This is a genomic window from Bacillus sp. T3, assembly GCF_033449965.1.
Lineage (GTDB): Bacteria > Bacillota > Bacilli > Bacillales > Cytobacillaceae > Bacillus_BU.
In genome coordinates this window covers 3,826,615-3,852,829 of the sequence record NZ_CP137761.1, presented here as the reverse complement: position 1 = coordinate 3,852,829, position 26,215 = coordinate 3,826,615, and the positions used below count along the sequence as shown (strand labels likewise).

Sequence of the window (26,215 nt, the reverse complement as noted above, 5' to 3'; positions counted from 1 at the left end):
GAGAGAAAAATGAAAATTGTTGTGATTAAATGTGGCGGCAGTGTCTTGGATGAATTGTCATCCGGTTTTTTCACAAGTCTTGATGAACTCCAAAAACAGGGGTATCACCTTGTTTTTGTTCATGGTGGTGGACCAGATATAAATGACATGTTAGCTCTATACAATGTGAAGCCAGAGTTTCGGAATGGTTTGCGGAAAACTGGACTTGATACATTAAAGGTTGTAGAGATGACACTCTCTGGTCAGACAAATCGCAAGCTCGTTTCTATCTTAGAAAATCATCACTTTAACGCGATTGGCATTAATGGCAGCGATGGGAAATTACTAAATGCTACCTTTATTAATCGTGATGAGTTAGGCTTTGTAGGTGAAATTACGAATGTAAAAGTTGATTTACTTAACATATTATTAAAAGAAAACTACATCCAGGTGGTTACACCGATTGGGATTTCAGAAGATGGCGAGAAGTTGAATATTAATGCCGACTATGCGGCCGCAGCCGTTGCTAAGGCTTTAGGAGCTGAGCAATGCTTATTTGTAACAAATGTAGATGGTGTATTGATTGAAGGTTCTTTAGCTTCTTGCTTAACCGAAAATGAAATCAACACATATATTGAAAATGGAGAAATAAGCGGTGGGATGATTCCAAAGGTCCAATCAGCATTAGCGGCAGTGGAAAAAGGAGTCGAGAGTGTCATGATTGTCTCCGGTAAAAATCCATTTTACTCAAATCAAGGATGGTACGGCACGCGCATCTCAAAAAAGGAGCCGATGATAAAATGAGCAATTTATTCCAAACCTATGGTCGTTGGGAAATTGAACCTCACACAGCTAAAGGATGCTGGCTAACCGACGTGAATGGAAAAAAATATTTGGATTTTACTTCCGGTATTGGAGTCTGTAACCTTGGGCATAGACCAGAGTATGTCCAAGAAGCAATTCAGAAGCAATTGAACGAATATTGGCATGTATCAAATTTGTTTACGAACACAAAGCAAGAACAAGCAGCGCAAAAGCTTGCTCAAGCTTCAGGAATGGATCGCGTTTTCTTTGCTAATAGTGGGGCAGAAGCAAATGAAGGAGCCATTAAGCTTGCTAGAAAAGCCACTGGTAGAACGAAAATTATTACATTTGAAAATTCCTTTCACGGCCGCACCTTTGCGACCATGTCAGCGACTGGTCAGGATAAAATAAAAACCGGTTATGGCCCGATGCTCGAAACATTTGTTTATGTACCGTATAACGATATTGAAGCTGTTAAAAATGTGATGGGAGAAGATGTCGCAGCAATCATGCTTGAAATCGTTCAGGGCGAAGGAGGAATTCACGTTGGTGATAAGGAGTTCTTTAAAGGTATTGAAGAACTATGTAAGCAATTTGGAGCTCTCTTAGTAGTCGATGAGATTCAAACTGGAGTTGGGCGTACCGGTAAGCCATATGCATTCCAGCATTTTGATTTACAGCCTGACATTGTTACATCTGCAAAAGGCTTAGGGAGCGGTTTACCAATTGGGGCAGTGATTGGGAAAGAACACCTTGGAATGTTTTTTGGACCAGGTAGTCACGGTTCGACCTTCGGAGGAAATCCGATTTCAATAGCAGCTGCGAATGCGACAATGGAGTTAATATTCAAAGAGGAATTCCTGGAGGCAGTTCAAGAAAAAGGAAACGAATTAATTAATAAATTAAAAGACAGTCTAAAGCCATTTTCATTTGTTGAGGATGTACGAGGTTTAGGGCTTATGATTGGAATCCAATGCAATCAAAATGTTGCTCTATTACTAAGCGAGCTTCGAAATAATGGATTGATTCTCCTGCAAGCAGGCGAAAAAGTCATTCGCTTATTACCGCCATTAACCGTTACTTCAAATGAAATGGACGAGGCGATTGAAATATTAATTACTACTCTAAACAAAATTAACATGAAGAACACGGTTAAAGCATAAAGTGTTAAAAACTTGCCAATCGGCGAGTTTTCTTTACACTTTAAGAAAGCATAAATTTTCAGCAGTGTTGCATAGTCGACGTAGATGAAAATTTTAGAAATTAAGTATAAGTGCAACTACGCCTCTGTCTTCGCCTTTCAGGCTTGTCAGTCGGCGAGTTTTCTTTATAAAATAAAATGTATAAATATGAATTTGTATGATATATTTATACATAAATCTTCGAGGTGTACAAAATGCGCGGATTTGTAAAATTATCAAGTGGGGATGTTTTTGAAGGAAATTGGGTTAATGAAACTTCTATTGATGAGCTATGTGGTGAGGTTGTATTTTATACAGGCATGACAGGGTTTCAGGAAGTGCTAACGGACCCTTCCTATAAAGATCAAATTGTAGTGTTCACGTATCCACTTATCGGAAATTACGGAATTAATGAAGAGGATTTTGAAAGTGAAATGCCTCACGTGGCTGGAGTTATTGTGTATGAAGCAGCTCAAGATGTGTTTCATTATCAGGCCAAATACAGCTTAAAGCAATACCTAGAAAAATGGAATGTCCCGTTATTAGACAATATAGATACTCGAGCAATTGTAAAGAAAATTCGTGATAAAGGATCCATGCCTGCAGTCCTTTCCAAGCATGAACAATCGGACTTAGCGTTTCAACTGAAACCGGATTGTAAAGTGGATGCTGTTACAACGAAAGAAATTAAGAAAGTGGGAACAGGAGAGAACCATATTGTCGTTGTTGATTTTGGTTGCAAGCAGTCAATCATTAATGCCCTTGTGGAACGTGATTGTCATGTTACAGTTGTACCATACGATACAACCTTTGAAAAAATTATCTCTCTAAAACCAGATGGAATTTTATTATCAAATGGACCTGGAGATCCAAAAGCCATTTCTGCTGAATTATCGAAAATAAAGAAACTAGTATCAAAGCTTCCGACATTAGGGATTTGCTTAGGACATCAATTAACGGCACTGGCACTTGGTGCAAATACAACGAAGCTTGCCTTTGGACATCGTGGGGCAAACCATCCAGTAAGTGACCTCGTCACAAATCAAGTGTTTATGTCATCACAAAATCATAGTTATGTGGTTGATAATGATAGCTTATTCGGAACAGGTTTATCGACTCGTTTTTATAATCTACATGACCAATCGGTTGAAGGAATGGTTCATGATACGCTTCCGTTAAGAACGGTGCAATTCCACCCTGAAGCAAACCCGGGACCAAGTGACAGTCAATACATCTTTGATGAATTTATCGAATTAGTAAAAGCCAATAATGGGAGAGTTGCAACTTATGCCTAAAGACACGACTATCAAATCTATTCTCGTAATCGGATCTGGTCCAATTGTTATTGGTCAGGCAGCAGAATTTGATTATGCGGGGACACAAGCTTGTATGGCCCTTAAAGAAGAAGGCTATCGAGTGATTCTCGTCAATAATAATCCAGCTACGATTATGACCGATGAATTTTGCGCAGATTCGGTTTATTTTGAACCGCTTACGGTTGAAAGCTTGGAAAAAATCATTGCGAAAGAACGTCCCGACGGAATGCTCGCAACGATTGGCGGCCAAGTTGGCTTAAATCTAGCCTTCAGTTTAAGTGAAGCAGGCATTATTGAAAAATACGGAGTAAAGCTTCTGGGAACCTCGATTGACTCGATTAAAAAAGGGGAAGACCGTGAAGCGTTCCGTGCTCTCATGAACGAATTGGGGGAGCCAGTTCCTGAAAGTATCATTGTTCATACAAAAGAAGAGGCCGTTCAATTTGCTGAGAAAATCGGCTTTCCAATCATTATTCGCCCTGCCTATACACTTGGTGGAACAGGAGGCGGAATTGCCAACAATTTCGAAGAGTTAATCGGGCTAGTAACAAGTGGACTATCGGAAAGTGCGATTAACCAGTGTTTAATCGAAAAGAGCATTGCCGGCTTTAAGGAAGTAGAGTACGAAGTAATGCGTGACTCGATGAACACTTGTATTACTGTTTGTAATATGGAAAATATCGATCCAGTTGGAATCCACACAGGAGATTCCATTGTTGTCGCACCATCGCAAACATTAACCGATGACGAATATCAAATGCTTCGTTCTGCCTCCATTAATATTATTTCTGCGTTAGAAATCGTTGGGGGGTGTAATATCCAATTTGCACTGGATCCATACAGTAAGCAGTATTATTTAATTGAAGTTAATCCAAGGGTAAGCCGTTCATCTGCTTTAGCTTCAAAAGCAACCGGGTATCCAATTGCCAGAATGGCAGCAAAATTAGCTGTAGGCTACCAGTTATCAGAACTAATTAATCCCGTTACGGGTGAAACATTTGCCAGCTTTGAACCTGCACTTGATTATGTAGTAGTGAAATTCCCAAAATGGGCATTTGATAAATTTCCACAGGTTAACCGTAAGCTAGGCACGCAAATGAAAGCGACAGGCGAAGTAATGGGCATTGACAGAAGTCTTGAGCGTTCTCTATTCAAAGCGATTCATTCTTTAGAAATCGATAACAACGATTTAATGCTTCCGGTTTTAGCTGAAAAATCAATCGATGATTTAAAGAGTATGGTAAAGGGGCAAACAGATGAACGACTTTTTGTCTTATTTGAATTACTCCGTCGTGGAACCGATGTACATGAACTTCATGTCGAAACAAAAATTGATTTATTTTATTTAACACGCTTCAAAAAACTAATCGATTTAGAAACAGAAATTTCTAATTCCAATTATAATAATGTTTCGAAAGAAGCCCTTCAGCGATATAAGGTAAAAGGCTTCAGTGATTCCTTCTTAGCAAGCCAATGGGGAATGTCTGAGCAAGAGTTACGTACATTTAGAAAGGATTTTGGTGTAAATCCAGCCTATAAAATGGTCGATACCTGTGCCGCAGAATTCCATTCAGTATCCAATTATTACTACTCAAGCTATAGCGGAGAGAATGAACAAATTCCTTCCGAAAAGCAAAAGGTATTAATTATCGGAAGTGGACCGATACGCATTGGGCAAGGGATTGAATTTGATTATTGTTCTGTCCACGGTGTATTAGCATTGAAGGATGAAAACGTCGAAACGATTATGATTAACAATAATCCTGAAACCGTATCGACTGATTTTGCTACAGCCGATAAGCTTTATTTTGAACCACTGACGATTGAATCTGTCTTAAATGTAATGGAAGCAGAGGATATTACGGATGTAATTGTTCAATTAGGTGGGCAAACAGCCTTGAATTTAGCGAACGAACTTGAGGAATTTGGTGTAAACCTACTCGGCACTAGCTCGGAAATGATCGATTTACTTGAAGACCGTGAACGCTTCTATCAACTGCTTGATGAGTTGGAAATTCCACGTGTACGTGGCGACATTGCCAACAATGAAATTGAATTGCAAGCATGTGTCGAGAGCTTAGGCTTCCCAATTTTACTAAGACCATCATATGTAATCGGTGGGAAAGGAATGGAAGTCCTAAACAATCAACAGGAATTGGATAAGACATTAGCAAGCGGAACAGTAAATTACCCAATACTTGTCGATCAGTATATTTATGCGAAGGAAGCAGAACTAGATTTAGCTGCAGATGGCGTGAATATCTTAGTGCCAACAATTGTTGAGCATATTGAAAAAACGGGTGTTCATTCGGGTGACAGTATGTCGATTTTACCAGCACAAAGTTTTTCTGCTGAAACAGAAAATGTAATGCTATCTTATGCTGAAAAGATTGTTAAAAAACTTCAATATAAAGGTTTAATGAATATTCAATTTATTGTTGAAGCTGATCGTGTGTTAGTATTAGAAGTGAATCCACGAGCAAGCCGAACTGTACCGATTGTTAGCAAGGTGACAGGAAAACCGTTGGTACAAATTGCGACAAAAATATTGCTCGGGAAATTAACCTTAACCGACCAATCAGCAGCAAACAAACCCGTATCCTTACCTTTTATTACAATCAAGTACCCTGTGTTTTCGAATTATGCTCTTCACGGCTTAGACGCGAAGGTAGGACCAGAAATGAAATCAACAGGTGAGGGAATAAGCATCGCACAAACCTATGATGAAGCATTAGCAAAATGGCTTCATGCTACAGTGAAAAAATCAATAAAAGGAGGGGAATTAGTCTGCAGCAGCAAAGATGATGTAGCAGAACTTAAACCTCTTGCTGAAAAATCGAACATTAAAATTGTGCAAACAGAGTTGTTTGATGAAAAATTAACAGACAAAAATACGATCGGTTTATTTACTACTCAAAAATATGATGTAGATAGTCAAGCTAGACAAAAAGCAACGCGTAATCGAATTCCGGTCTTTACAGAGAAAGAAACAGCCAAAGCGTTTTTAACCGCAATTGCCGTCCCAAGCTGGAATGTGCAATGTATTGGCTATTGGCACCAAACCATAAATAAGGACGTGACTGTAGGATGATTCAAACAGATGTATTCGATACCCAATTAACAGGAAAAGATTTATTGACTTTAAAGGATCTTTCATCAAAAACGATTCAAGTATTAGTAGAAAGAGCCATCAAACTTAAGCAAGAAAAGCTGGCTGGCTCCGACCATGGCAAACCACTTGCTGGGAAGATCCTTGGGATGATTTTTGAAAAATCGTCAACGAGAACGAGAGTATCATTTGAGGCTGGTATGCTGCAGCTCGGCGGGCAAGCCATTGTCATGAACAGCAAGGATTTGCAAATTGGCAGAGGAGAGCCTATTTCAGATACAGCGAAAGTGTTATCCCATTATGTTGATGGAATTATGATTCGTACCTTTTCGCATTCAATTATTGAAGAATTAGCAGAGCATGCTTCTATTCCTGTCATTAATGGATTAACGGATCTCTATCATCCATGTCAGGCTTTAGCTGATTTACAAACAATCTATGAGCAAAAAGGGACGTTCGCAGGCTTAAAGGTTGCCTATATCGGAGATGGAAACAATGTCGCTCATTCCTTAATGATCGCTTGTGCCAAAGTAGGAATGGATATTTCCGTTGCTACCCCAAAAGGCTATGAGCCTGACGCTGGTGTTACGGAAGCTGTGCTTGGCTATGCAGCGGAGAGCGGTGCAAAAGTAGTGATTACCAATGATCCTGTAGAAGGAATTGTTGGTGCAGATGTCGTTTATGCAGATGTTTGGACAAGTATGGGACAGGAAGCAGAAAATGAAATACGACTAAAAGCATTTGAAGGTTTCCAGATTAATGATACATTGGTGGCTAATGCAAAGTCTGATTACATTTTCTTACATTGCTTACCAGCTCATCGAGAAGAAGAAGTAACTTCAAGCGTCATTGATGGACCAAATTCAGTCGTGTTCGAACAAGCCGGCAACCGACTACACGCCCAAAAAGCATTATTAGTCGAAATTATGAAGGGTTAATTCGAAAATAGGAAGCCAAATCGCTTATGGTGATTTGGCTTTTTTATCTAAGTTAAAGAACATTGTTATTTTTTGAGCACTCGTTGATTGGAGCAGAAGGTGCGAGACTCCTGCGGGAGCAGCGGGACAGGTGAGACCCCACAGGCGTTGCGCGCCGAGGAGGCTCACCGCCCGCCCCGCGGAAAGCGAGCACCTGGAGCGGAAATCAACAGACAAGTTTATACAGAAAAATAATGTTTAGATAAAAACTTCAGGTCATGTTCATTTTATCTTAGGAGATAATAGCTAATGAACCATGAACACAAGGAGGTAAGCACAATGGGTCAAAATCGACAATTTAAACCGGGCCAAAAAGCTCCAAACAACGGTATATATATTGAAATTGGAGATACTGGCAGTACGGTTAACAACCCAAAGAGAGTAAGATTGAAGGCAGGCGACAAGTTCCCAGAAAACTCTAACGATGATCGGATCTGGTCATACCAAAGAAGACCTTAATAAAAGAGAAACAATAAGAGCCATCCAGTAGCGGATGGCTTTATTTTTATAAAAAAAAAGCATATAATATACATAAAGGTCAATAAAGGTCAAAGTGTAAGGAGGAACTAAAATGGATTTTAATAAAATGACAGAGCGGCTTCAGACTGCGTTACTGTCAGCACAGTCCATTGCCCGTGACAATGAACATCAAGAAATAGATGATCTTCATTTGTTTTTGGCCATTCTCAACACAGAAGACAATCTAGTCGCAAGTGTACTAGAAAAAATACAGATTTCATCAAAAACATTTCAACAAGAACTTACAAAAGCACTCAATAAAAAACCGAGAGTGACTGGCTCGGGTAGTGGGCAAGCCAATTTGTATATCTCGGCCAACCTCCAAAGAGTCATGACTGAAGCAGAAAAAGAAATGAAACAATTTACCGATGATTATGTATCAATCGAGCACGTCCTTCTCGGTGTATATGATGCAAAATCTGAGGTAGGAAAAATTTTATTGAAGCTTGCTATTACAAAGGAAATGCTGCTAACAGCAATTAAAGAAATTAGGGGGAATCAAAGGGTGACTTCGCAAAATCCAGAAGCAACCTATGATGCATTAAAAAAATACGGCAGAGACTTGGTTGCTGAAGTAAAAACAGGAAAAATCGATCCGGTGATTGGACGGGATAGTGAAATCCGCCATGTGATTCGAATTTTATCCCGAAAAACAAAAAACAATCCGGTCTTAATTGGTGAACCAGGTGTTGGGAAAACAGCAATCGTTGAGGGTTTAGCACAACGAATTGTTCGGAAGGATGTCCCAGAGGGTTTGAAGGATAAAACAATCTTTGCCCTTGATATGAGTTCCTTGATAGCTGGGGCAAAATTCCGTGGAGAATTTGAAGAGCGCTTAAAGGCTGTTTTGAATGAAGTGAAAAAAAGTGAAGGAAGAATTCTTCTCTTTATTGATGAACTGCATACAATCGTAGGTGCTGGAAAAACAGAGGGAGCAATGGATGCAGGCAATATGCTAAAACCAATGTTGGCTCGTGGCGAGCTTCATTGTATTGGGGCGACGACATTAGATGAACATCGAAAATATATTGAAAAGGATCCGGCATTAGAAAGACGATTCCAGCAGGTGCTAGTACAAGAACCTGATGTGGAAACGACCATCTCCATTTTACGTGGTCTTAAAGAACGGTTTGAAATTCATCATGGAGTCAATATCCATGATCGAGCTTTAGTCGCAGCGTCTACCCTTTCAGACCGATATATTACGGACCGTTTCCTTCCAGATAAAGCAATCGACCTAGTGGATGAAGCCTGTGCCATGATTAGAACAGAAATTGATTCGATGCCAACTGAAATTGATGAAGTGGTCCGCAGGGTGATGCAGCTAGAAATCGAAGAGGCTGCATTACAAAAAGAAAAAGACACACAAAGTCAAACCCGACTGGAAACTTTAAAAAAAGAACTGGCTGAACTAAAAGATAAAGCAAATAGTATGAAGGCACAATGGCAAAGTGAAAAGGATGGCATTCAAAAAGTTAGTGACCAACGTGCAGTGCTTGAAAAGCTTCGTAGAGAACTGGAGGATGCCGAAAACAATTATGATTTAAATAAAGCATCGGAATTACGATATGGAAAAATTCCACAAGCAGAAAAAGAGCTTAAGCAGCTTGAGCAGATGGTTAGTGAGCATCAAGGAACAAAGCTTTTACGTGAAGAGGTAACCGAGGAAGAGATTGCTGCAATTGTTGCGCGCTGGACAGGCATTCCAATAACCAAACTGGTCGAGGGAGAGCGTGAAAAGCTTTTAAGACTTGAAAGTATTTTGCATGAGCGAGTAATCGGTCAGGATGAGGCCATTGAACTTGTTGCAGATGCTGTATTAAGAGCACGCGCTGGAATCAAGGACCCGAATCGTCCGATTGGATCGTTTATATTCCTTGGACCAACCAGGTGTCGGAAAAACGGAGTTAGCAAAAACATTAGCACAAGCCCTGTTTGACAGTGAAGAACAGATGATTCGCATCGATATGTCAGAGTACATGGAAAAGCATGCAGTATCTCGGTTAATTGGAGCACCTCCCGGATATGTTGGTTATGAAGAAGGAGGTCAATTAACAGAGGCTGTTCGCCGCAAGCCCTATTCAGTCATTCTGTTAGACGAAATTGAAAAAGCTCATCCAGAGGTATTTAATATTCTTCTTCAAATGCTCGATGATGGTAGAATTACAGATGCACAAGGTCGGACAGTTGATTTTAAAAATACTGTTATCATCATGACCAGCAATCTGGGTTCGCACTTGCTGATCGAGGATGCACAAGCAAACGGAGATATTTCCGAGCCAACAAGGGAAAAGGTAATGGGATCACTTCGCAACCATTTCCGTCCAGAGTTTCTCAATCGTGTCGACGAAGTATTGCTCTTTAAACCGCTGGGGTTAAGGGAAATCAAGGGGATTGTGGTCAAAATGCTGGCTGAGCTTCAAAAGCGGTTATCTGACCAACAAATTTTGTTGACGATGAGTGATGAGGCTAGAACCTTTATTGCAGAAAACGGCTTTGATCCAGTGTATGGAGCTCGACCATTAAAGCGATTCATTCAGCGAGAAGTTGAAACAAAACTTGCAAAGCTGATTATTGCTGGAAAAATTGCTCCAGAGCAAGAAGTGCAAATTGTTTTAAAGGACGGTTCACTTTCAATTGAACTGTAGCTAAACAAAAAGAAGCTGACTCAGGTTATAGGAGTCAGCTTCTTTTTTCGTTGAATTTATTTGAGTCAGGTTCAAATTAAGTCAACTTCATCATAAAATAAAAGTATTCATTAATGCTTTTCAACTGGATCATTTGGAATGATCGCTGGAATAATATAAAGTAAAACAGCTACAGGAATAGTTAAAATGGCTCCTGTATTAAAATCAAATTCAGTCCCAATCATGGAGCTACCAACGTACACTACCATTTGGATTAGAATGAAGGTCCAGAATAAAGTCCAAAAGTATTTCACCAAAATCACCTCTTACTGTATGTATTCCTCATCTCATCTTACCATAACAATCCAGTAGAATAAAAGTAATTTTAATTTTTCTGTAAAATCAAAATTTTAACAAAAATTTATATAGGCAAACCTCCCTTTCAATTTTTGTGAACTTTCATACATTATTATGAATATTTTTTAAAGGGGTAATTCTATGGAGAACCGAAACTTTCAATTGGATACCGAATGGAATGTTGTTCACTATCCCCACCAGCCTACTGGTTTCGGTATCCTAATTATTGGAGATGAGCGAAATTTTGTTGATAAAGAACAAAGCTTTTGGACGCAAAATGAGGGAAGATTGCAGCTCATTCATCATTTTAAAAAATCAGGCTACACCACGTTTTATTCGAACCTCTATGGGAAGAATTGGGGTTGTGATAAATCAGTAAAATTAGCAAAGCAGCTTTATTATTATATGCTTCGCAACGAAATTTTAAATGATAAAATTCATATATTAGCGGAGGGAATGGGGGCGCTGGTTGCGCTGAAGCTTTTAAAAGAAATGAAACATAATATCCGTTCCATCGTGCTACTTAATCCAATATACTCTTTGAAAAGTCAGTTAGATCATGAGAAGGAACATAAGTTTTTTTATAAGAAGCTTGTAAAAGAAATTGCGGCAGCATACGAAGTTGATCCGAAACAGGTGGAAGAGATCGTGCAAGAAGTCGACGCTCTCCCAGAGTTGCCATCGGATATTCCGATCAAGGTCATTCACATTCTAAATGGCGCACGCTCATATAAACAGTCGGGTATTTCCAATCAAATAGCCGCCCGTTTAGAAAATGTTGGGACGATTATTTCAGTGTGCTACATTCTGCCAGAGAAGGTACCGAAGCTAAATCAATACACGATTAATTTCTTTAAAAAGTATGAAAATATTTTATAAATATGAAATAGCACTAATTGTTACTTCCTGAGCATAGGATACTAAGAAGATTGCTCGGGAGGAATGGTAATGGACAAGATCATTATCGTTGGTGGCTATGAATTTTTAGGTTTTTCGCTTTGTACGGCATTTTTAAACAAAGGGAATTCTGTTGATTGTATTCATTTTGATAACATCCACGATGCTTTTTATGAGGAAAAACGCTTTTCGGTCGGCAGGAATGCGAACTTCTTGGAATTATCCATAGCTACATGGTCAAAATCAGAGCTCGAAAGCAATGAAAATACTGTTGTGATGATCTCCTTTTATGATTTATTTTATAAAAAGGATTCAGCTGAGCTTCTGGAGCAATTTGAAATGGAATGGCAAAATATTTTGCAATCCGACAGACTAAATCGCTCCTTGCTCGTCTTTCTGTTCCCGCTTCAGATAATCGAAAAAGGAGTAAAATGGGATGACACATTTCGTTCAATTGCCAATAGTGTTGCCAAAGGTACTAAGGAGAAAAACATTTCATTTCAAGCTGTGTACTTACCAACCTTATATGGACCTTGGCAGCCGATGGAATTTTTATTCCAACAAGCATTATTAACTGAGGTGAAAAAAGAGAAGGATATTGAAGTTAACACGAAGGAATGGGTTAAGGATGCTATTTATATTGACGATGCAGTGAATGAAATTGTATGCCTCATCGATGAGGAGAAATTAGATACACCGTGCTTGCTGAAAAGCAGTAAACGCGAGCAATGGAAAAACTGTGCGAACTTTCTTGGTATTAGTCCTGAGCTCTATCATAATATAGAAAATGCTATAATTAGTGAATCAGATTTCCGGATTATAGTTATTAAGGATTCGATTGGAGTGGAGCAGGGATTGAACCTGCAGAAGCAGCATTTACTCAGAATATTATCAGGGGTTTAAAGAGAACAGAATAAGCGTAAGCGAAGAATGATGTGTCTCGCTTACGCTTTTATTTTTGTGCAAAGCTTAACAAACAAATGTTGTAGAAATAATCTCATAGTAACTCGCTTGCGGTTTTACTAAGTAAAAATTCTTTTCAACTTAGATTCATAGCGTTAGAATGAATTAAAGAGATTGAAAGCATTTCCAGAATAATATCGTTGCTATCAATGGATGAAAAAAGGAGTTGCCATTTATCTTGAAGCATCTTGGAATATTTCTTTTATTACTCTTCCTGCTAGCTGGATGTGGGCAGCAAGAAGGAACTGGTAAGCTATCAAAGGTAGGATTACTTGTTCCTGAAACAGTAAATGATCAAGTGTGGGGTACAAAGGGTTATAACGGAATGTTAAAGATTCAATCAAAATTTAATGCGGAGGTCTATTATAGAGAAGGGATGAATTCCCTGGAACTTGTTAAGCAAGCTGTGAAGGAATTTGATCAAAAAGGAATTAATTTGGTCTTTGGGCATGGAAATGAGTATGCGGCTTTTTTTAATGAAGTGGCTGATGACTATCCCAATATCCATTTTGTCAGCTTTAACGGGGATGCTGAACGGAAGAATACGACGAGTTTAAATTTTGATGGTTATGCAATGGGTTTTTTTGGCGGGATGGTAGCAGGACATATGACGAAAACTAATCAGGTGGGCGTCATTGCTGCCTATGAGTGGCAGCCGGAGGTGAAGGGTTTCTATGATGGAGCCCTCTATGAAAATAAAAACGTGAACGTATCAATTAACTATGTTGGCCATTGGGACGATGATGTTAAGGCCATTTCATTCTTAGATTCCATGCTTGCCAAAAGAGCAGATATCATTTATCCCGCAGGTGACGGCTATAATGTTCCGGTTATTGAAAAAATAAAAGAAAACAATAAATATGCAATTGGTTTTGTCTCAGATCAATCAGATTTAGGCGAATCTACGGTTTTGACTAGTACGGTGCAGCATGTTGACACGTTATATGAATTGGTCGCACAGCAATATGTTGACGGAAAGCTAAAGTCTGGCAATTACTCGTACGATTTCCAAGATAATGTCATCAGTTTAGGTAAATTTAGTCCACTTGTTGATAAACCTTTTATTTCAAAGTTAAATGGTGATATTCAATCTTATAAAGAAACGGGCAAACTGCCAAACAATTAAAAAAATCCATCAGTGAGGAGGGAAGTCCACTTTACTGATGGATTTTTGCTTTCTTTACGATAAGCCTTCAAAAAGCTAGGGTTATTTCTTATTTATAAATTTCATTATATAGGGGCTGATTTGATGGTAAAGTGGTTTCAGCTGCTGTGCGGTTTGCATGAATAAATCAATGTTTTCATAAAGGAGATTAACATCTACACCGTTCAAGTACTTTTCTAAGCTCGCTGGTAACGGAAGGCTTTGGTTTGATTGGTTCGAAGTTTGTGATTGATTTTTTTTACCAAACATTAGCTGTGAAAAAGGGTCTTCCTGGTGACGATCCTTTTGAAATAACTTGTTGTTAATCAAATCATCCATACCTCCTTTTTTATGGTTTTATTGAATATGATATGTCCAGTAATCTATTTGGTATGGTTAAATGGCAGTGATGAAAAAGCCCGTTTCACTACCTGAATCAAACAAGGTCCAACTACAAAAAATAGTTGCAAAAAGTTTATTTTTTGATAAAATTAGCACCAAGTCATAATAATTGATAATAAAATATACTATAAAATAACACGACATATTAATATAGAATAAAAGGGGTTGTTTCCATGAACGCTGGGATTAAAGGAATAGGTCGGTACTTGCCTGAGAGGATTGTAACGAACCAGGAGCTTGAACAAAAAATGGATACAACAGATGAGTGGATTCGCACAAGGACAGGAATTGAGGAGCGAAGAATCGCTGATGATTCAATGAATACATCAGATATGGCTTACGAAGCGGCACGAAATGCGATCGATAATGCTGGTATTTCGCCAGAGGAAATTGATTTAATTCTCGTTGCAACCGTTACACCTGATCAGCCATTTCCAACAGTTTCCTGTATCCTCCAGGACCGATTAGGGGCAAAAAAAGCCGCAGCTATGGACCTTAGTGCGGCATGTGCTGGATTTATGTACGGAATGGTCACTGCGAAGCAATTTATTGAGAGCGGAACATATAAGCATATATTAGTAGTAGGTGTAGAAAAATTATCGAAAATCACTGATTGGAATGATCGCAACACTGCTGTATTATTTGGAGACGGTGCTGGTGCGGTTGTTCTTGGTCCTGTTTCAGAAGGAAGAGGAATACTTTCATTCGAGCTTGGTGCTGATGGCACAGGTGGAAAACATTTATATCAGGATGAATTTATCATCATGAATGGACGTGAAGTTTTCAAATTTGCCGTTCGTCAAATGGGCGAAAGTGCAGTGAATGTGTTAGAGAAAGCGGGTCTTTCAAAAAGCGATGTAGACATGCTTATCCCACATCAAGCAAACATTCGAATTATGGAAGCATCAAGACAGCGGTTAGAGCTGCCAGAGGAAAAAATGTCCAAAACAGTTCATAAGTATGGGAACACTTCCGCCGCTTCAATTCCTATATCAATTGTAGAAGAGTTAGAAGCAGGGAAGATTAAAGATGATGATTTAATCGTTATGGTTGGCTTTGGTGGAGGTTTAACCTGGGGCGCCATTGCATTACGTTGGGGTAAATAAACGAAATAAATAGGTAATCATTCAACTTTATACTTAAAAGGAGTTGCTACAACAATGGAAAAACGAAGGGTTGTCGTCACAGGCGTTGGTGCCGTTACACCACTTGGAAATGACGTAGAAACGACATGGAAAAACCTAATTGCTGGTGTTTCAGGAGTTGGTCCGTTAACAAGATTAAATGCCGATGAGTATCCAGCTAAGGTGGCAGCAGAATTAAAGGATTTTAACATAGAGTCATATATCGAAAAGAAAGATGCAAGAAAAATGGATCGCTTTACCCATTATGCTATTGCTGCTGCAACGATGGCAGTAAAGGATGCTGCACTTGAAATCAATGACGAAAACGCACCACGTGTTGGTGTCTGGATTGGTTCAGGAATCGGAGGAATGGAAACATTCGAAAATCAATTTGAAACGTTCCTAAATCGAGGCTACAAACGCGTCAGTCCATTTTTCGTACCAATGATTATTCCTGACATGGCAGCAGGACAGGTTTCAATCATGCTTGGTGCTAAAGGAATTAATTCCTGTACTGTAACGGCTTGTGCTACTGGAACAAACTCAATTGGTGATGCATTTAAAGTAATTCAGCGCGGTGATGCAGATGTAATGGTAACAGGTGGTGCTGAGGCGCCAATTACAAGAATGTCTGTTGCAGGTTTTTGTGCCAATACTGCCCTTTCTACAAATCCTGATCCACAAACAGCTAGCCGTCCATTCGATGCCAATCGAGATGGCTTCGTTATTGGAGAAGGAGCAGGAATCGTAATCCTAGAAGAGCTTGAGCATGCATTAGCACGTGGAGCTAACATTTACGCTGAAATCATCGGATATGGTGCAACAGGAGATGCGTATCACGTAACCGCTCCAGCACCTGGCGGTGAAGGTGGGGCACGTGCAATGAAGCAGGCATTAGTTGATGGTGGACTTACACCTGAAGACGTTGATTACATCAATGCTCATGGCACGAGCACTGGCTATAATGATAAATACGAAACCGCTGCGATCAAAGAGGTATTCGGTGAGTATGCATACAAGGTAGCAGTGAGTTCAACAAAGTCAATGACTGGACACTTGCTAGGTGCAGCGGGTGGAATTGAAGCAATTTTCTCAGTCCTTGCTATTAAAGATGGTGTGATTCCGCCAACAATGAATTTGGAAACTCCAGATCCAGAATGTGATCTTGATTATGTGCCAAATCAGGCTCGTCAAAAAGAAATTACAACCGTCATCAGCAACTCACTAGGCTTTGGTGGACACAATGCAACAATAGCCTTTAAAAAATATCAAGCATAATTTTTGAACAATAAGCAGCAGACTGGCGAATGAATAGATTCGTTAGTCTGCTTTTTATTTTGTCACCGCGTATCTGTTGCTAACATACACTTCAGTAAAAACATGTATGGGAGTGATGAAAATGGGGTAATAAACACTAAAAATTGGTTGGATCAGCACTTTTTTGATCCAAGTGAAATATTCAAATTGCTATTATCCGAAAAATCAGCTGACATATACCAAGCCGAAGTTAAACAAGTACGGCAATCTGAGCACAAAAAGAAATCTAAAAAGGTCCCCAATCCACTGCATTTTTACAAGTACCTCCAAAGGTTTGGAATGTACAGCCCGTCACGACAGAGCCATCAAATCTATAATGAACTCAAAAAAAAAGATGTTTGGAGCACAGTGCAACAAAGCTTCACAAAATACAAACAAAAATGGAATGGGCCTGATATTCCGATTTATATATTTCCGTTCTCTAATCAATCAAGTTTATTCGCACGACCTTCAAATAAAAAATCAGGCGTTTCTTTTCATGATAAGCTGTTTTTGTTCTTAACACCTAACCTCAACGAAACAGAAATCGAAGCACTTCTCGTCCATGAGTACCATCATGTTTGTCGATTGAACCATATCGATAAAACCATAGAGGAGTATACATTACTAGATTCAATTATCCTTGAAGGACTTGCGGAAGCTATGGTCGAAGAAAACTGCGGGAAACATTGCTTAGCAACTTGGTGTAGTCAATACTCAGACAATCAACTCCAACAATACTGGAAAAAATACTTAAAAAATAACCTTGCTCTAAAAAAAGATCAACCTCAGCATGAACATTTATTGTTCGGAGGACGTGGTGTTCCAAACATGCTTGGTTATGCAGTAGGGTACCAAATCGTTCAAACATATAAGAAAACAAATTACCTAACAGACAGTGAATCATTCACAATTGATGCACATGACTTCTTATATGGTAAGTTTTCTGAGGGTGATAATGCGACAGACAACGATTAGGCTATAAATGCTTGTCTCTTTTTTTACATGAAACTCCATTTTAAATCATATATTTGTAAAAATTGGACAAGTCCGGAGGTAAGATACCTTGGCCTTATTTGAAAAAACGGATGAGTATATTACGGAAAAGGATGTTTTGTTTCGCGCATTGATGGTATTGATTGGTTTTGGAATTGCGGTATCAGGTGGGACTACTTCGATTATGTATTTGAATTTATTGCCAATTGGCTACAACTTTACGGAGTATCTCGGCTTTATTTCCCATAGACTTGAATGTTATCTTTTTCCGATTGGTCTTTTTATCATTTGGATTAGTATTTATTTTCCCGCTGAAATAGGTGCTAAACGTTAGAAAATAAGGAATAAATTAACTGTAGCCTGCCCATACTGATTGAAAACAACAGTATCTTGAAGTGAGGGGTAAATTTCATGTTGTATCTTCATGATGTATGGGTGAACTGGTTTGAAGGGGAAGAAAACGGCTATAATATTTGTCATTTCCATGAGTGGCGCAAGGATGATGCAGTCGAGCTACTTGATCAAGTTCCATTGTTAAAAATTGATCCTGTTCTTTTTCATTACATTGAAAATGACTTGGCTGACCTTCCACAGCAGCTTTTAGCAGATGTATATCAAAAGGCATTTTTACGAAAAAATCATGAGCGAATTCAACTAGAGCATTGTTTTGTGATTACGGATGGTATAGGAATTTTGGCAGTGGATACGATGGGCTATTCCATTCCAATTAGAAAAAGCAGATTGATACCAAGACAAGAGCAATTAGTATATGAAATGATTGAATCCCATGATGTCATTCCATATTCATTCACGAAAAAAGAGAGTAACAAGGAATTTCATATTTTATCGCCAGATCCTGATTTAATGAGAGGATTAACTCGAAAGGAACGCCAATTAAAGCAATTGCTTTTCATGGCGTTGGATCATCTATATTCATCAAAGAATGTTGCAGAAATTAGGTATTGGTTTACTGAGTGGAAGCCGGAGCTTTATGCAGATATTCAACTGCTTGAGTTCAATGAAGCGTGGGAACAGCTTTATGAGGAAACAAAATACGGATGGTCATCAAAACACCATAAATTTTGTGAAAACATCATAAAAGGGCAACCGTTTTTCGAGAAATTATGGGAAATGGAGCATGGTCCAAAAGTAAATTGAGGAGCTGTCAGTGCAGCTCCTCAATTTTTTATGCCTTACAACAGAAATGGCTTGTCCAATTATCTTTTCTTTCTTCCAAGGCCCATTGCATTTTCCATTTTCTTTAGCATTTTATTTGCTACGAAATTGGCTTTCTCAGCTCCACGATCTAGGATATCGTCTAACTCGGACGATTCCATTAATTCACGATATTTTTGTTGGATTGGCTCAAGCTCGCGAACGACAACCTGAGCTAAATCAGCTTTAAAGTCACCATATCCTTTACCTTCGTATGCTTCTTCTATTTCTGTAATGGAGCGGTTTGTAAAAATGGAATAGATCGATAATAGATTCGATAAACCTGGTTTATTCTCTTTATCGTATTTTACAATTCCTTCAGAATCGGTTACAGCGCTCTTGATTTTCTTTTCGATTTGCTTTGGATCATCAAGTAATGTAATGGTTGCTTTCGTGTTTGGATCCGATTTACTCATCTTTTTTGTTGGCTCTTGTAATGACATGATTCTTGCGCCAACCTGTGGCAAACGAATTTCTGGAATGGTGAAAATGTTGTTGTATTTATTATTAAATCGTTCAGCTAAATCTCTTGTTAACTCGATGTGTTGCTTTTGATCTTCACCAACAGGAACGAGATCAGAGCTATAAAGAAGAATATCTGCGACCATCAGTGGTGGGTATGTAAGTAATGCAGCCGATACCGCGTCTTTCCCAGCTGATTTATCCTTAAATTGTGTCATTCTTTCTAACTCACCGATATAGGAGATACATTGCATCATCCAACCAGCCTGAGCATGAGCGGGAACCTCTGATTGGATAAATAGCGTTGCTTTCTCGGGATCGATGCCACATGCAATATATAGAGCAGCTAAGCTTCGAATGTTCTTTCTTAGCTCTAATCGATCCTGTGGAACGGTTATGGCGTGTTGGTCTACGATACAGAAGTAACAATTGTATTCATTTTGGAGCTCAACGAATTGCTTCATCGCACCAATATAGTTGCCAAGCGTAATTGTTCCACTCGGTTGGATTCCTGAAAAAATTGTTTTCATCGTGTGTTTCCTCCTTTTAAACATGGCTGTGTTAAAGAATGGTGTTGAATTTTAAGCAATCAGTTGATGGGAGCACCTGCAGCGGAAATCAACAAACAAATTTAACAAAGCCTTAAACATAAAAGACCAACCATCCTTTTTTGAATAAGGACGATTGGTCCAATTTTTTACCAGCCGACTATTCAATACACATCATACTAAAATTATAACAATTTTTTTAAAAAAATCAAAAAAGGTATAGACAAATTTTATCATAGATTTTTGGTCGAAAAACATAAAAAAACACAAAAAATGTTAGTAGAATAATAATCGTTTATGTCGATAGATGACAATAATTCATCTTTTATACACAAATTTATGTATATTATCGACATCAGTCGTTCGACCTCCTACTTGCAAACATTATTCATACTATTTATAATTAACCTAACAAATGGGTACATACCAAGCGTCTAACTTCTATATAAAACTGTATAATCTCAAGTATAACCGTAAAAAATGAGTTTATTAATTAATGTGTTTTTCAGAACATCAAAGCAGGGAAACTGCTTGATTATAGAAATATGATTACACATAAATAAACTTATTTTTTTCTGTCTATTTTTTAACTTAAATTGACAGATTATTATATAAATATACCTGAGACACACATATGTTTTTTCAGGAAGCTATCGTGAGGTACCGTTTGACAAAAATAATAGGGGGTTATTGCATGAAAAAAAGACTAGCATTCCTTTTCAGCTTAGTATTGTTCCTCAGCATGTTCTTAACTGCTTGTGGCGGTGGCGGTGGCGATGATAAAGCTAAGGACACAGATGGTAACAAAAAAGCAAAACAGGATCTCCGAATTAATATTAGTACTGAACCACCTTCTCTAAACCCAGGTTTGGCTGAAGATTCAACTTCTGGTACGGTTCTTCGTCAAGTATTTGAAGGCTTAACTCGAATTAATTTAGATAATCAGCCGGAAAACGCTATGGCAGAAGATATTAAAGTATCTGATGATCAAAAAACATATACATTTACGATTCGCGATGATGCTAAATGGACAAATGGAGACCCAGTCATTGCAAAAGACTTTGAATATGCTTGGAAATGGGCTCTAGATCCTGCTAACAAATCAGCTTATGCTTATCAGCTTTATTATCTCAAAGGCGGACAAGCTTTTAACGAAGGAACTGGTAAAGTTGAGGATGTAGGAGTAAAAGCAATTGATGAAAAAACATTAGAAGTTACACTTACTAATCCAACTCCATACTTCTTAGAATTAACAGCTTTCTATACGTACCTTCCTGTTAATAGTAAAATTGCTGAAGCGAATAAAGATTGGGCAAATGATGCTGGTGAAAATTACACAACAAATGGACCATTCAAATTAGCTTCTTGGAAACATGGTGACAATATTGTTCTTGAGAAGAATAAAGATTATTGGGATGCTGATACAGTAAAACTAAATAGCATCAAAATGATCATGGTTAACGATACAAATACAGAAATCTCAATGTTTGACAACGGTGAACTTGACTGGGCTGGTTCTCCTACTGGTAATCTTCCTCAAGATGCACTACCTGCTCTAAAGAAAGATGGCTCTCTTCATACAGAATCAATTGCAGGTATTTATAATTACAAATTAAATACTACTGCAGAGCCATTCAATAATGTAAACATCCGTAAAGCTTTTGCTTTAGCAATCAATCGTCAAGAACTTATTGACAATGTTGCACAAGGTGGTCAATTACCAGCGATGGCAATTGTTCCTCCAACGATGTTCCCGGAAAATGAAAAAGGTTATTTTAAAGATAATGATGTGAAAAAAGCAAAAGAATATTTACAAAAAGGTTTAGAAGAGCTTGGTTACAAGGATGTTTCTGAATTACCAGCTATTGGCCTTTCCTTTAACACTGATGATGGACATCAAAAAATTGCCCAAGCTATTCAAGATATGTGGAAGAAAAACTTAGGAGTTGAAGTGACATTAGATAACTCCGAGTGGAAAGTTTATATTGAAAAAGTTCAAGCGCTTGATTACAACATCGCTCGTATGGGTTGGTTAGGTGACTTCAACGATGCAATTAACTTCCTAGAGCTTTACTATTCAAAAGATGGCGGAAATAATGACACCGGTTGGGAAAGTAAAGAATTCCAACAGTTGTTAGATCAATCTGCTACAGAGACGGACGCTGAAAAACGTCAAGATATTTTAAAAGAAGCAGAAAAAGTATTTATGGATGACATGGCTGTTATTCCAATTTACTTCTACACAAATAACTGGGTTCAAGATGAAAACTTAAAGGATGTTGCCGTTTCTGGACTAGGTGATGTTCAATTTAAATGGGCATACTTTAAATAAACATTTCAGATGTAAGGTATATGGTTTTTTTCCATATACCTTCATTTTCTTGTTATGCTAAAAAGTTGGAGGTGTTTGATTTTGGTTAATTATATAGGAAAGCGGCTTTTATATATGCTGTTATCACTATGGCTTATTATAACAGCTACTTTTTTCTTCATGCGTATGGCACCAGGAAATCCTTTTACATCTGAAAAAAGGCTTCCTCCTGAAATCGAAGCAAATCTTAATGCTTTTTATGGACTAAATGAGCCATGGTATGTTCAGTATTGGGAATACTTGGTGAAAATTTCTAAATGGGATTTCGGCCCATCTTTTAAATATAAAAGTCAAACAGTCAATGATTTAATAAATAGTGGTTTCCCTGTTTCGTTAACATTAGGAGTAGAAGCGATTCTTATTGCTTTAGCAATCGGTGTATTATTAGGGGTTATTGCAGCATTAAACCACAATAAATGGCCCGATTATAGTGCGATGGTTGTAGCAGTATTTGGTATTTCAATGCCCTCATTTATTCTTGCAACTTTATTGCAATATTTCTTGGCGATAAAAATGGGAATATTTCCTGTTGCCTTATGGGAAACACCAATGCACAGTGTGCTGCCAGCCTTGGCTCTTGCTGCTTCGCCGATGGCTTATATCGCCCGTCTTACCCGATCATCGATGCTTGAAGTATTAGCAAATGATTATATAAAAACAGCGAAGTCAAAAGGATTAAGTAAAGGTGTTATCACAATGAAGCATACCATTAGAAATGCAATGCTACCGGTTGTTTCCTATATGGGACCGCTCTCTGCTGGTATTATTACCGGGAGTTTTGTGATTGAGCAAATATTTGGTATACCTGGTCTAGGCTCACATTTTGTTACGAGTATTCAAAATCGAGATTATACCGTAATTATGGGAATTACTTCTTTTTATAGTATTATCCTGCTTTTATGTATTCTTCTCGTAGACATTGCGTATGGACTTATAGACCCTCGCATTAAATTGGCTGGCGGGAAGAAGGGAGAGTAGATGATGGAATCAAAACAGTTATTTAAAGTTGTAGGCAATAAAGGAATTGAAGCGGAGAAAATTTCAAAGCCAAGTCTTTCATTTTGGAAAGATGTCGTACACAGATTTCGGAAAAACAAGCTTGCCATGGTAGGGGTCGTCTTACTCTTGATTCTAATTTTTATGGCAATCTTTGGACCATATATGACAGGTTATGATTATGCAACAAATGATCTAGCCAATAAGAACCAACCTCCATCATTTGATCATTGGTTTGGAACGGATGATTTGGGACGCGACGTATTTACGCGTACTTGGGAAGGTGCTCGAATTTCTATCTTTATTGGAATTGCTGCTGCCATCGTTGACTTAACGATTGGTGTCCTTTGGGGTGGAATTGCAGGCTATAAAGGCGGACGAGTTGACGAATTTATGATGCGTACTGCCGATGTATTATATGGTATTCCTTATTTATTACTTGTAATTTTATTAATGGTTGTCCTTGGAGCAAGTGTAAGCACGATGATATTGGCGATGTCGATAACGGGCTGGGTAAATATGTCCCGGATTGTTCGAGGCCAAGTTCTTTCCTTAAAGAATCAAGAATATGTGTTAGCTGCTCGTACTCTCGGATCAGGTACGTCTAGAATCATGAGCAAACATCTAATTCCAAACTCAATGGGGCCAATTTTAGTTACCATGACATTAACGATTCCATCTGCTATTTTTACTGAAGCTTTCTTGAGTTTTCTAGGATTAGGTTTAACACCACCGTTAGCGAGCTGGGGAACCATGGCATCCGATGCCCTTCCCGCATTGAAGTATTATCCATGGAGATTACTTTTCCCTGCGACGTTTATTTGCTTAACGATTTTTGCATTTAATGTAATTGGCGATGGTTTAAGAGATGCTCTAGACCCACGACTACGTAAATAGGAGTGAGAACATGGAAAAATTATTGGAAGTCAAGGATTTAAACATCTCATTCCATACGTATGGGGGAGAAGTTCAAGCTGTACGAGGCGTTTCCTTTGATGTGTATAAAGGTGAAACGTTAGCGATTGTTGGTGAATCAGGATCAGGTAAAAGTGTTACAGCGCAATCACTAATGAAGTTAATTCCTATGCCACCAGGAAAAATAACAGGGGGACGTATCCTCTTCAACGGAGAAGATATTGTGCCCAAAACCGATAAAGAAATGGAAAAGGTTCGTGGTAAGGAAATTAGCATGATCTTCCAAGATCCGATGACATCTTTGAATCCAACGATGAAGGTTGGACGGCAAATTATGGAGGTCTTAATCAAGCATCAAAATATGGGTGGGAATCAAGCGAAGGAACGGGCAATTGAACTCCTTAAATTGGTTGGAATTCCGATGCCAGGGAAAAGAGTAAATCAATATCCGCATGAATTTTCTGGGGGAATGAGACAGCGTGCGATGATCGCCATTGCATTGGCAGCAAATCCCAAGTTATTAATTGCTGATGAACCTACGACAGCACTTGATGTTACCATTCAAGCACAAATATTAGAATTAATGAATGATCTGCAAAATAAAATGGATACCTCAATTATTTTTATTACGCATGATCTTGGTGTAGTGGCAAACGTTGCGGATCGTGTTGCTGTTATGTACGCAGGTCAAATTATCGAAATTGGCACGGTTGACGAGATTTTTTATGACCCACGCCATCCATATACTTGGGGTCTTTTAGCATCGATGCCTAGTCTCGAAAATGATGATAATACAGAGCTTGCGGCAATCCCAGGAACGCCACCTGATTTAACCAACCCACCAAAGGGTGATGCTTTTGCAGCAAGAAATCCTTATGCGTTAGCAATCGATTTTGAAAAGGAACCGCCGATGTTCCAAGTATCAGAGACTCATTTCGTTAAAACTTGGCTTCTTCATCCAGATGCACCAAAAGTAGAACCACCTGCTGCAGTGAAAAGTAAAATTCGCCCGATGTCCTCGAATTTTGAAAAACCAATTATGGTGGGGGAGGGGTAATAAAATGTCAGAAAAATTAGTTGAAATCAAAAATCTTAAGCAATACTTTAATATAGGAAAACCAAATATGGTAAAAGCGGTTGATGATGTTTCTTTTGATATTTATAAAGGGGAAACTTTGGGTCTTGTTGGGGAATCAGGCTGTGGAAAATCTACAACTGGACGCTCAATCATCCGTTTATACAATGCAACAGATGGCCAGGTTTTATTTAATGGACAAGATGTTCATGGGAAAAAATCAAAGAAAGAATTGAAAATTTTTAATCGAAAAATGCAAATGATTTTCCAGGATCCGTATGCATCCCTTAACCCACGGATGACCGTGACTGATATCATCGCTGAGGGGATAGATATTCATGGTTTAGCAAACAGCAAGCAGGAACGAATGGCGCGAGTTTATGAGCTGTTGGAAACTGTTGGATTAAATAAGGAACATGCAAACCGCTATCCACATGAATTCTCTGGTGGACAAAGACAGCGAATCGGAATAGCGAGAGCACTTGCTGTCCAGCCGGAATTTATCATTGCCGACGAGCCTATTTCGGCATTGGATGTATCGATTCAAGCGCAAGTAGTCAACCTAATGAAAAAGCTTCAACGGGAAAAGGGATTGACTTATTTGTTTATTGCTCATGATCTTTCAATGGTAAAATACATCAGTGATCGCATCGGGGTTATGTATTTCGGAAAACTAGTGGAATTAGCTCCGGCAGATGTTCTCTACAAAAATCCGCTTCATCCATATACACAATCATTACTATCAGCGATTCCATTACCGGATCCGGAAACGGAACAAACTCGTCGCAGACATTCCTATGATGTCAAGGTTCATAATTATGGTGAAAATGAAAAAGTAGAAATGCGCGAGGTACGTCCTGGTCATTTTGTATACTGTTCGGAACAAGAATTTGTTAAATATCAAGCAAACTACAAGGAATAATAAAAACGATCTCATTACCT

The 26,215-nt window shown here is 38.6% G+C and carries 22 protein-coding genes and 1 pseudogene; 20 read left to right on the top strand and 3 right to left on the bottom strand.

All coding sequences use genetic code 11. The annotated features are described in order from the left end of the window. Positions 1-9 precede the first annotated feature (9 nt). From argB to clpB, 7 genes and pseudogenes are all read left to right on the top strand, one after another. Entirely contained in the window at positions 10-783 is a 774-nt protein-coding gene (argB, locus tag RGF10_RS19680; protein ID WP_318505103.1) for an acetylglutamate kinase, read from the top strand. Beyond that, on the top strand, positions 780-1,946 hold the full coding sequence (locus RGF10_RS19675) for an acetylornithine transaminase (protein WP_318505102.1): 1,167 nt from the start codon (positions 780-782) through the stop codon (positions 1,944-1,946). Before argB ends, RGF10_RS19675 begins: the two co-directional genes overlap by 4 nt. A gap of 233 nt (positions 1,947-2,179) precedes the next feature. Beyond that, complete coding sequence (locus RGF10_RS19670; RefSeq protein WP_318505101.1) at positions 2,180-3,259, top strand: carbamoyl phosphate synthase small subunit; 1,080 nt, start codon at positions 2,180-2,182, stop codon at positions 3,257-3,259. Then, positions 3,252-6,371, top strand: coding sequence for a carbamoyl-phosphate synthase (glutamine-hydrolyzing) large subunit (locus RGF10_RS19665; protein WP_318505100.1), 3,120 nt, complete (start codon positions 3,252-3,254; stop codon positions 6,369-6,371). The genes RGF10_RS19670 and RGF10_RS19665 overlap by 8 nt, the downstream gene beginning before the upstream one ends. Further along, positions 6,368-7,327 carry an ornithine carbamoyltransferase gene (argF, locus tag RGF10_RS19660; protein WP_318505099.1) on the top strand — a complete coding sequence of 320 codons (960 nt, stop codon included), beginning with the start codon at positions 6,368-6,370 and terminating at the stop codon, positions 7,325-7,327. The genes RGF10_RS19665 and argF overlap by 4 nt, the downstream gene beginning before the upstream one ends. A gap of 318 nt (positions 7,328-7,645) precedes the next feature. Beyond that, the gene (locus RGF10_RS19655) at positions 7,646-7,825 is read left to right on the top strand and encodes a YjzC family protein (RefSeq protein WP_318505098.1); all 180 of its coding nucleotides are present in this window, start codon (positions 7,646-7,648) and stop codon (positions 7,823-7,825) included. Positions 7,826-7,937: 112 nt separating this feature from the next. Continuing rightward, positions 7,938-10,533: pseudogene (gene clpB / locus RGF10_RS19650) on the top strand (ATP-dependent chaperone ClpB). Between the two features lie 110 nt (positions 10,534-10,643). On the opposite strand, the gene RGF10_RS19645 reads toward clpB, so the two are convergent. Next, on the bottom strand, positions 10,644-10,826 hold the full coding sequence (locus tag RGF10_RS19645) for a YjzD family protein (protein ID WP_318505097.1): 183 nt from the start codon (positions 10,824-10,826) through the stop codon (positions 10,644-10,646). A gap of 184 nt (positions 10,827-11,010) precedes the next feature. Between RGF10_RS19645 and RGF10_RS19640 the strand changes: the two genes are divergently transcribed. The 3 genes from RGF10_RS19640 to RGF10_RS19630 all read left to right on the top strand — a co-directional run bounded on the left by RGF10_RS19640 (position 11,011) and on the right by RGF10_RS19630 (position 13,855). Further along, on the top strand, positions 11,011-11,748 hold the full coding sequence (locus RGF10_RS19640; RefSeq protein WP_318505096.1) for a lipase family protein: 738 nt from the start codon (positions 11,011-11,013) through the stop codon (positions 11,746-11,748). A gap of 69 nt (positions 11,749-11,817) precedes the next feature. Next, positions 11,818-12,669: a hypothetical protein gene (locus RGF10_RS19635; protein ID WP_318505095.1), complete on the top strand. Its 852-nt coding sequence runs from the start codon at positions 11,818-11,820 to the stop codon at positions 12,667-12,669. 235 nt (positions 12,670-12,904) lie between these two features. Next, a complete protein-coding gene (locus RGF10_RS19630) occupies positions 12,905-13,855 on the top strand; it encodes a BMP family ABC transporter substrate-binding protein (RefSeq protein WP_318509603.1) in 951 nt (316 codons plus the stop codon). 81 nt (positions 13,856-13,936) lie between these two features. Here RGF10_RS19630 and RGF10_RS19625 read toward each other — a convergent pair whose 3' ends face one another. Next, the gene (locus RGF10_RS19625; protein WP_318505094.1) at positions 13,937-14,212 is read right to left on the bottom strand and encodes a hypothetical protein; all 276 of its coding nucleotides are present in this window, start codon (positions 14,210-14,212) and stop codon (positions 13,937-13,939) included. 236 nt (positions 14,213-14,448) lie between these two features. On the opposite strand from RGF10_RS19625, the gene RGF10_RS19620 reads away from it, so the two are divergent. The 5 genes from RGF10_RS19620 (at position 14,449) to RGF10_RS19600 (ending at position 18,849) form a co-directional block, all read left to right on the top strand. Further along, positions 14,449-15,381 (top strand): beta-ketoacyl-ACP synthase III, encoded by a 933-nt coding sequence (locus RGF10_RS19620; RefSeq protein ID WP_318505093.1) that lies wholly within the window; start codon positions 14,449-14,451, stop codon positions 15,379-15,381. A gap of 54 nt (positions 15,382-15,435) precedes the next feature. Then, a complete protein-coding gene (gene fabF, locus RGF10_RS19615; RefSeq protein ID WP_318505092.1) occupies positions 15,436-16,677 on the top strand; it encodes a beta-ketoacyl-ACP synthase II in 1,242 nt (413 codons plus the stop codon). A gap of 186 nt (positions 16,678-16,863) precedes the next feature. After that, the gene (locus tag RGF10_RS19610) at positions 16,864-17,673 is read left to right on the top strand and encodes a DUF2268 domain-containing putative Zn-dependent protease (protein ID WP_318505091.1); all 810 of its coding nucleotides are present in this window, start codon (positions 16,864-16,866) and stop codon (positions 17,671-17,673) included. A gap of 88 nt (positions 17,674-17,761) precedes the next feature. Then, a complete protein-coding gene (locus RGF10_RS19605) occupies positions 17,762-18,025 on the top strand; it encodes a YuzI family membrane protein (protein ID WP_412176645.1) in 264 nt (87 codons plus the stop codon). A gap of 77 nt (positions 18,026-18,102) precedes the next feature. Continuing rightward, positions 18,103-18,849: a YjbA family protein gene (locus RGF10_RS19600; RefSeq protein ID WP_318505090.1), complete on the top strand. Its 747-nt coding sequence runs from the start codon at positions 18,103-18,105 to the stop codon at positions 18,847-18,849. A 59-nt stretch (positions 18,850-18,908) separates the two neighbouring features. On the opposite strand, the gene trpS is transcribed toward RGF10_RS19600, so the two are convergent. Further along, entirely contained in the window at positions 18,909-19,898 is a 990-nt protein-coding gene (gene trpS / locus RGF10_RS19595; RefSeq protein WP_318505089.1) for a tryptophan--tRNA ligase, read from the bottom strand. Positions 19,899-20,610: 712 nt separating this feature from the next. Here trpS and RGF10_RS19590 point away from each other — a divergent pair. From RGF10_RS19590 to RGF10_RS19570, 5 genes are all read left to right on the top strand, one after another. Next, on the top strand, positions 20,611-22,248 hold the full coding sequence (locus tag RGF10_RS19590; protein WP_318505088.1) for a peptide ABC transporter substrate-binding protein: 1,638 nt from the start codon (positions 20,611-20,613) through the stop codon (positions 22,246-22,248). An 81-nt stretch (positions 22,249-22,329) separates the two neighbouring features. After that, complete coding sequence (locus RGF10_RS19585; RefSeq protein WP_318505087.1) at positions 22,330-23,265, top strand: ABC transporter permease; 936 nt, start codon at positions 22,330-22,332, stop codon at positions 23,263-23,265. Next, a complete protein-coding gene (locus RGF10_RS19580) occupies positions 23,266-24,180 on the top strand; it encodes an ABC transporter permease (RefSeq protein ID WP_318505086.1) in 915 nt (304 codons plus the stop codon). It begins immediately after the preceding gene. Positions 24,181-24,190: 10 nt separating this feature from the next. Continuing rightward, positions 24,191-25,255 (top strand): ABC transporter ATP-binding protein, encoded by a 1,065-nt coding sequence (locus tag RGF10_RS19575; protein ID WP_318505085.1) that lies wholly within the window; start codon positions 24,191-24,193, stop codon positions 25,253-25,255. A 4-nt stretch (positions 25,256-25,259) separates the two neighbouring features. Beyond that, positions 25,260-26,195, top strand: a complete 936-nt coding sequence (locus tag RGF10_RS19570; RefSeq protein WP_318505084.1) for an ABC transporter ATP-binding protein — start codon at positions 25,260-25,262, stop codon at positions 26,193-26,195. Positions 26,196-26,215: the final 20 nt, after the last annotated feature.

Bases quoted from the DNA above. Each gene is read 5' to 3' on its own strand.
- RGF10_RS19580 (WP_318505086.1), top strand. From the start codon at position 23,266: ATGATGGAATCAAAACAGTTATTTAAAGTTGTAGGCAATAAAGGAATT.
- RGF10_RS19675 (WP_318505102.1), top strand. From the start codon at position 780: ATGAGCAATTTATTCCAAACCTATGGTCGTTGGGAAATTGAACCTCAC.
- RGF10_RS19590 (WP_318505088.1), top strand. From the start codon at position 20,611: ATGAAAAAAAGACTAGCATTCCTTTTCAGCTTAGTATTGTTCCTCAGC.
- fabF (WP_318505092.1), top strand. From the start codon at position 15,436: ATGGAAAAACGAAGGGTTGTCGTCACAGGCGTTGGTGCCGTTACACCA.
- argB (WP_318505103.1), top strand. From the start codon at position 10: ATGAAAATTGTTGTGATTAAATGTGGCGGCAGTGTCTTGGATGAATTG.
- argF (WP_318505099.1), top strand. From the start codon at position 6,368: ATGATTCAAACAGATGTATTCGATACCCAATTAACAGGAAAAGATTTA.
- trpS (WP_318505089.1), bottom strand. From the start codon at position 19,898: ATGAAAACAATTTTTTCAGGAATCCAACCGAGTGGAACAATTACGCTT.
- RGF10_RS19600 (WP_318505090.1), top strand. From the start codon at position 18,103: ATGTTGTATCTTCATGATGTATGGGTGAACTGGTTTGAAGGGGAAGAA.
- RGF10_RS19655 (WP_318505098.1), top strand. From the start codon at position 7,646: ATGGGTCAAAATCGACAATTTAAACCGGGCCAAAAAGCTCCAAACAAC.
- RGF10_RS19625 (WP_318505094.1), bottom strand. From the start codon at position 14,212: ATGGATGATTTGATTAACAACAAGTTATTTCAAAAGGATCGTCACCAG.
- RGF10_RS19575 (WP_318505085.1), top strand. From the start codon at position 24,191: ATGGAAAAATTATTGGAAGTCAAGGATTTAAACATCTCATTCCATACG.
- RGF10_RS19665 (WP_318505100.1), top strand. From the start codon at position 3,252: ATGCCTAAAGACACGACTATCAAATCTATTCTCGTAATCGGATCTGGT.
- RGF10_RS19570 (WP_318505084.1), top strand. From the start codon at position 25,260: ATGTCAGAAAAATTAGTTGAAATCAAAAATCTTAAGCAATACTTTAAT.
- RGF10_RS19620 (WP_318505093.1), top strand. From the start codon at position 14,449: ATGAACGCTGGGATTAAAGGAATAGGTCGGTACTTGCCTGAGAGGATT.
- RGF10_RS19640 (WP_318505096.1), top strand. From the start codon at position 11,011: ATGGAGAACCGAAACTTTCAATTGGATACCGAATGGAATGTTGTTCAC.
- RGF10_RS19670 (WP_318505101.1), top strand. From the start codon at position 2,180: ATGCGCGGATTTGTAAAATTATCAAGTGGGGATGTTTTTGAAGGAAAT.
- RGF10_RS19635 (WP_318505095.1), top strand. From the start codon at position 11,818: ATGGACAAGATCATTATCGTTGGTGGCTATGAATTTTTAGGTTTTTCG.